The sequence below is a fragment of the Nocardia anaemiae NBRC 100462 genome, from assembly GCF_001612725.1.
Taxonomy (GTDB): domain Bacteria; phylum Actinomycetota; class Actinomycetes; order Mycobacteriales; family Mycobacteriaceae; genus Nocardia; species Nocardia anaemiae.
Genome location: NZ_BDAZ01000061.1, coordinates 92,108 through 98,538, shown reverse-complemented (window position 1 = coordinate 98,538; position 6,431 = coordinate 92,108). Strand labels below are relative to the sequence as shown.

The following is a 6,431-nucleotide window of genomic DNA, read 5'->3' as shown; positions in this document are numbered from 1 at the left end:
CCGAGGTGGACGATGTCGAGGCGGAGGAGCTCGATGCGGTCGAGCAGGGGTTCGACGAGGCGGAGTCTGCCGAAAACAGCACCGCCGAGCTCGCCGTGGAACCCTCCGGGCCGACGCAGCCTGCGTCGGTGGCCGACAGCGACGAGCGGCCACCGTCGTTGGCGGTCATGCGACGCGCCGCCGTTTTGGCCGCGCTGCGGGAGGTCGGGGCGCACCGGGTGCTCGATCTCGGTTGCGGTGAGGGTGCCTTGCTGCGGGAATTGTTGGCGGACAAGGCTTTTACCGAGGTCGTCGGTGTCGACGTATCGATGCGAGCGCTGAACATCAGCAAGCGGCGCTTGCGGCTGGAGCGGATGCCGGAGCGGGTGGCGCAGCGCTTGACATTGCTGCAGGGAGCTCTGACGTATACCGATGCTCGGTTGCGCGGCTACGACGCTGCCGTGCTGATGGAGGTCGTCGAGCATATCGATCCGCCGCGGCTGGGTGCGCTGGAATACGCCGTATTCGGTTCGGCCGCACCGGGTTCCGTGGTGGTGACGACACCGAATGCCGAGCACAATGTGGTGTACGAGACGCTACCCGCGGGCGAGTTCAGGCACTCCGACCACCGATTCGAATGGAGCCGTGCAGAATTCGCGGGCTGGTCCGCTGGCGTGGCCGAGCGGTACGGGTACGCGGTGCGCTTCGTGCCGGTCGGTGTCGAACATCCCGAATTCGGCCCGCCCACGCAGCTGGCGCTGTTCACCAAGGCCGCGACCGAAGGCAGTACGAGAGGAACCGCGTGATGACCGAGCTATCCGTCCCGGAGCTCTCCCTCGTCGTGCTGATCGGCAGCACCGGATCCGGCAAATCGACATTCGCGCGCAAGCACTTTCGGCATACCGCGGTCGTCTCCTCTGATACCTGTCGCGGCATCGTCAGCGATGACGAGAACGATCAGTCCTCGACGCCGGACGCGTTCGCATTGCTGCACCACATCGCCGGTATCCGGCTGCGGCGCGGCCTGCGCACCGTTATCGATGCCACCAATGTGCAGCCCAAGGCGCGTCAGGAACTGATCGCGGTGGCGCGAGCGCACGATGTGCTGCCGGTGGCGATCGTGCTCGACGTCCCCGATGACATGTGCTTCGAACGCAATACGCGACGCCCGGACCGGTCGCACCTGCCCAGGCATGTGATCTCCCGTCAGCAGCGCGAACTGCGCCGGAGCCTGCGCGGTCTGGAACGCGAGGGCTTCCGGAAGGTGTACATACTGCGCGGCGTCGAGGAGATCGAGTCGGCGAGCATCGTCGACGAAAAGGCCTGGAACGATAAGCGTGAACTCACCGGACCATTCGATGTGATCGGCGACGTGCACGGCTGCCGCGCCGAATTGGAAACGCTGCTCGGCGAACTCGGCTACGACCTGGCGCGTGACGATGCGGGCCGGGCGGTCGGTGCGAGCCACCCGGCGGGGCGGACCGCGGTATTCGTCGGTGATCTGGTCGATCGCGGGCCGGATACCCCCGGTGTGCTCCGACTCGTCATGGGGATGGTGCACGCCGGAAACGCATTGTGCGTCACCGGAAATCACGAGAACAAGCTGGTGCGCGCACTCGACGGGAAGAAGGTGCGTATCGCGCACGGGCTCGCGGAATCACTGGCCCAGTTGGAGACCGAGGATGAGGATTTCCGCAAGGCGGCGCTGGACTTCTGCCGCGGCCTGATCAGCCACTATGTGCTCGATGGCGGCAGACTGGTGGTCGCACACGCCGGGCTGAAGGAGGAGTACCACGGGCGCGCGTCGGGTCGGGTTCGCGCCTTCGCGATGTACGGCGAATCCACCGGGGAGACCGACGAATACGGTCTGCCGGTGCGTTATCCGTGGGCCGAGGATTACCGCGGCCGCGCCACCGTGCTGTACGGCCACACGCCCGTGACCGATCTGCGCTGGGTGAACAACACATTGTGCCTGGATACCGGCGTCGTCTTCGGTGGCAAGCTCTCGGCCCTGCGGTATCCGGAGCGTTTGCCGGTTACGGTTCCGGCCGAACGGGTTTGGTACGAGCCGGTGCGGCCGCTGCAGGCCACCACCATCGCGATACCGGGCGGCGTGGTGCACCGCGATCCCGGCGTGCTCGATCTGGACGATGTGCTGGGCCGCCGGGTGGTGGAGACCCGTCAGCACGGTCGCGTCGGTGTACATGAGGAGAACGCCGGGGCCGCATTGGAGGTGATGAGTCGCTTTGCCATCGATCCGCGCTGGCTGGTGTACCTGCCGCCGACCATGGCGCCGTGTGCGACCACCCAACTGGACGGTTACCTCGAGCATCCCGCCGAAGCGTTCGACTACTACCGGTCCGAGGGTGTTCGGCGCGTGGTATGCGAGGAGAAGCACATGGGCTCGCGCGCGATCGTCCTCGTGACGCGCTCAGCACAGGTCGCGGCCGATCGCTTCGGCGTCGACGACGGCAGTACCGGCGCGCTCTACACCCGTACCGGGCGGCCGTTCTTCGACGACACCGCGCAGACCGAGGAGCTGCTCGCCCGAGTACGTACCGCCGCCGAAACGGCTGGCCTGTTCGAGGAATTGAACACCGAATGGCTGCTGCTCGATACCGAGCTCATGCCGTGGTCGGCCAAAGCCGTTGGCCTGCTGCGCAATCAGTACGCTGCCGTCGGTGCGGCCGCCCGTGCGGCACTCGGCACCGCGTCCGACCTGCTGACCGCCGTCGCGGCACGGGGTCTGGATGTCACCGAGTTAGCGGACCGTACCGCCGCACGCAAGACCGACGCGGCGGCCTTCACCACCGCCTACGGCCGCTACTGTTGGCCGGTCGACGGCCTGGACGGTCTGCGTATCGCACCGTTCCAGATCCTGGCCGGTGCGGGCAGCAATTACGCGGTGCGTGACCATGATTGGCACCTGTCGAATATCGACCGGCTGGTCGCTGCCGACGCCGAGCTGTTCACCCCGACCGGCCGAAAGATCGTCGATCTAACCGATTCGGCCAGCGCGGCCGCCGCGACCACCTGGTGGAGCGAGCTGACCACGGCGGGTGGCGAGGGCATGGTGGTGAAGCCGTACGACGCGATGGTCCGCAGCGAAGGCGATCACCTGGTCCAGCCTGGCGTGAAATGCCGTGGCCCCGAATATCTTCGGATAATCTACGGCCCGGAGTACCTGCGCGAGGACAACCTACGCAGGTTGCGCACCCGTGGTCTCGGCCGCAAGCGCTCGATGGCGCTGCGCGAGTACGCACTGGGCCTGGAGGCACTGGACCGCTTCGTCGCGGGCGAACCGCTGTGGCGCGTGCACGAAGCGGTCTTCGCGGTCCTCGCCCTCGAATCGGAGCCGGTCGACCCGCGCCTTTGAGAGATCGCACCCGCGGCCGGTACCTGGTCACTGCCGACCAACCGGCCGTGGGTGAACCCGTCGATGAATTCCACATAGGCCCGAACACCTCGGCAACCGGAGTACCAGCAGCGCCGTGACGCCCGAGCACGGCGAGGTCCGCTCGGACCTTTTCCGGCCGCGGGCTATTCCGGCCACCGGCACGCACCATTGCGTCTATCCAGTAACCCTGGTTACAGTCAGTTAGCAGGCTGCTTGCAAGTGTTAGCAGTAGCCTGCACGGCGTTATCCGACAAAGGAGTCTGACCATGCCAGCTGCGAGCACCGACGGCGCGGGCGTGCCCGGTCACATGCTGGTCGACGATCGGTTCACCGCCGTCGCGGCCAAGTTCTTCGCGATGTTCCGGCGTAAGAGCCAGGGCGGTGGCGCGCTGGCGGTGTACCTCCATGGCGAGCCGGTGCTCGATATCTGGGCGGGGTGGGCCGATAGCGACCGGCGGTGGCGGGCCGATTCCATGGCGCTGTCGTATTCGACCGGAAAGGGTGTCACCGCGACGGTCGCGCATCGGCTGATCGAGCGCGGTGTGCTCGAGTTGGACGCGCCGGTGGCGGACTACTGGCCGGAATTCGCTGCGCGGGGCAAGGGCGGTATCACGATCCGCGAGGTGCTGAACCATCGCGCCGGATTGCAGCGCACCCGCGGTCTGGTCGCCGATTCGAACGATCTGCTCGATCACGACGCCGTGGCCGCCGCGATGGCCGCATCCGTGCCGGATCCATTGCGGCTGCGAGCTTCCGGATATCACGGCCTGACCTTCGGCACCCTGGTCGCGGAGATCGCGCAACGCGCCACCGGTCGCGACTTCGCCGACCTCGTCCGCAGCGAACTTCGAGAGCCGCTGGGCGACAATGATTTCTGGTTCGGCGTGCCCGAAAACCAGCGGCAGCGGCTGGCCCGCCTCTCGCCCCGCCTCGGCATCGCCAGGGTCCCGTTCGACACGCTCGTCGCACCGTTCGCCTCGGTGAAGGTAATGAATTCCGCCCGCGGTGCGGTCTACGACGGCTGGGCCGATATGACCCTCGGCATGCGCCCCTACGATGCGATGATGCCGGGCTGGAACGGTGTTTTCACCGCCCGCGCCATCGCCAAGATGTACGGCGGCATCGCCAATGACGGCATGGTCGGCCACCGCCGCCTGCTCCGTCCCGAAACTACCCGCCGCATCGCGGAAATGCTGCCGAACAGCCGCTACGACTACGTTCTCGGCGCCCCACCGCATTTCGCCCTCGGCTACCACCGCGCCATCGTCGGCACCCGCCTCACTCGCCAGGCCCTCGGCCACTTCGGCATCGGCGGCTCCGGCGGTATCGCCAATCCTGGTCTCGGCCTCGGCATCGGCTTCGTCACCAACCACCTCGGCAACCACGCCATGTCCCTCGGCGACGCCCGCCTCCCCTTCCTCGCCGCCCTCACCGAACGCGCCGCCCGCGCGGCCATCGGCGATTCGACTGCCGACACACTCGACAGCACCCGCGCCGCCAGCTGATACAGCGCCCAGCAACCACACCCAGGGTTCAGCGCTCGGGTGGCCGCAACCCCAGCGAACGGATGAGATGGCCGATCTCGTTGCGGTAGAGCTTTTCCGGATCGGTGGTCTGGGAGCGCAGGTGGCCGAGGATTTCCAGGGAGACCAGGCCGTGCAGGTGACCCCAGATGCGCAGCGCGATGGCGACGGCGGCGGGAGGTAGGCCAGGGAACTCCGCCTTGACCTCGTCGACGAGTTTCGGTTCGAAGTCCGACCACTCGAAACCATTGTCGGCATAGTGCTTTTCGGCACGCGGCCACGCGCCGGCCGCCAAACCGGTCAGGCCCGCGCATACGCGGTGTTCCGCGTCCGGAGCGGCGCCGCCCTCGGGCGGCTCATAGTTGGGCACCGGATCGCCGTAGATGAGACGGAAACCGGCCGGATTTGCCACGGCCCAATCGCGAAATGCGCAGGCCCACGCGAGAATTCGGCCTGCGGCGTCGGCAGCGGGACGGGCATCGCGGGCCGCTTCGACCGCATCGGCCAGTTCGGAGTACACATCGTTGATCAGCGCGGTGATCAGATCGTCACGGGTCGGGAAGTAGCTGTAGACCGCATTGGCGGTCATGCCCATCTCGCGCGCGATCGCCCGCAGTGTGATGGCGCCAGGTCCACCCTCGGCCATCAAACGGAGCCCGACCTGCTTGATCTCCGCTGTCGTCTCGGAGCGTCGTAACTCCCGCCGGGTCGGCGTCCCAGTACCCACGGCTGCAACTCTACATCCGTGTGAGAAAACATGACATTGCTAAAAGACTTCACAGCGTATAGTTTTTACACGCCGTATCAATCAGACCCAGGAGCACCATGTTCATCGGAATCGTCGGCGCGACCGGCAATATCGGCCAGCGGGTAGTCACCGAGGCCGTGACCCGCGGCCACCACGTCACGGCGTTCACCAGGGACGCCAGCCAGATCACCACCAGCCAGCCGAACCTCACCTGGCGCAGCCTCGACATCTTCGACAGCGCTGCCATTGCCGCCGCCCTCCCCGGCATGGACGTTCTGATCAGCTGCTACCAACCAGGGAATGCGGCAAGGGATTTCAATGACACCGTCGCGCGCTCCATCGCCGATCCGACGGTCTACGCGAGCGCCGCGCGTTCGCTACTCGACGCACTGCACACGCACCCGCGCACGCGGCTGATCGTGGTCGGCGGCGCGGGGAGTCTGGAGTACCAGCCCGGCCGGGTCACCGCCGATGACGACCAACTGCTGATCGAAACTCTCGACGGACTCGGCCTGCCTCGCGAATACGCCGCAGCGGTACGCGGCCACCGCGCCGCCCTCGATGTCCTGCGCACCTCGAACCGGCTCTGGACCTACCTCAGCCCGGCCGAACTGATCGCCCCCGGCGAACGCACCGGCCGCTACCGCGTCGGCGGCGACCAGCCGGTCCGCGATACCGACGGCCACAGCCGCATCTCCATCGAGGACGCCGCGGTCGCCCTACTCGACGAAGTCGAACTGCCGCGATTCATCCAGCGCCGCTTCACAATCGGCTATTGACCGGC

The 6,431-nt window shown here is 66.9% G+C and carries 5 protein-coding genes; 4 read left to right on the top strand and 1 reads right to left on the bottom strand.

All coding sequences use genetic code 11. The features are described 5' to 3' along the window. From NA5_RS30120 to NA5_RS30110, 3 genes are all read left to right on the top strand, one after another. On the top strand, positions 1-785 hold a 785-nt coding region (locus NA5_RS30120), incomplete at its 5' end, for a methyltransferase (RefSeq protein WP_157110704.1). Continuing rightward, positions 785-3,355, top strand: a complete 2,571-nt coding sequence (locus NA5_RS30115; protein ID WP_062992116.1) for a polynucleotide kinase-phosphatase — start codon at positions 785-787, stop codon at positions 3,353-3,355. The genes NA5_RS30120 and NA5_RS30115, both read left to right, overlap by 1 nt. Before the next feature lie 287 nt (positions 3,356-3,642). Beyond that, the gene (locus NA5_RS30110) at positions 3,643-4,881 is read left to right on the top strand and encodes a serine hydrolase domain-containing protein (protein ID WP_084484527.1); all 1,239 of its coding nucleotides are present in this window, start codon (positions 3,643-3,645) and stop codon (positions 4,879-4,881) included. A 28-nt stretch (positions 4,882-4,909) separates the two neighbouring features. On the opposite strand, the gene NA5_RS30105 is transcribed toward NA5_RS30110, so the two are convergent. Beyond that, positions 4,910-5,626, bottom strand: coding sequence for a TetR/AcrR family transcriptional regulator (locus NA5_RS30105; protein WP_062992112.1), 717 nt, complete (start codon positions 5,624-5,626; stop codon positions 4,910-4,912). 98 nt (positions 5,627-5,724) lie between these two features. Here NA5_RS30105 and NA5_RS30100 point away from each other — a divergent pair, with 98 nt between their 5' ends. Further along, a complete protein-coding gene (locus NA5_RS30100) occupies positions 5,725-6,426 on the top strand; it encodes an NAD(P)-dependent oxidoreductase (protein WP_062992110.1) in 702 nt (233 codons plus the stop codon). Positions 6,427-6,431 lie beyond the last annotated feature (5 nt).

Bases quoted from the DNA above. Each gene is read 5' to 3' on its own strand.
- NA5_RS30115 (WP_062992116.1), top strand. From the start codon at position 785: ATGACCGAGCTATCCGTCCCGGAGCTCTCCCTCGTCGTGCTGATCGGC.
- NA5_RS30110 (WP_084484527.1), top strand. From the start codon at position 3,643: ATGCCAGCTGCGAGCACCGACGGCGCGGGCGTGCCCGGTCACATGCTG.
- NA5_RS30100 (WP_062992110.1), top strand. From the start codon at position 5,725: ATGTTCATCGGAATCGTCGGCGCGACCGGCAATATCGGCCAGCGGGTA.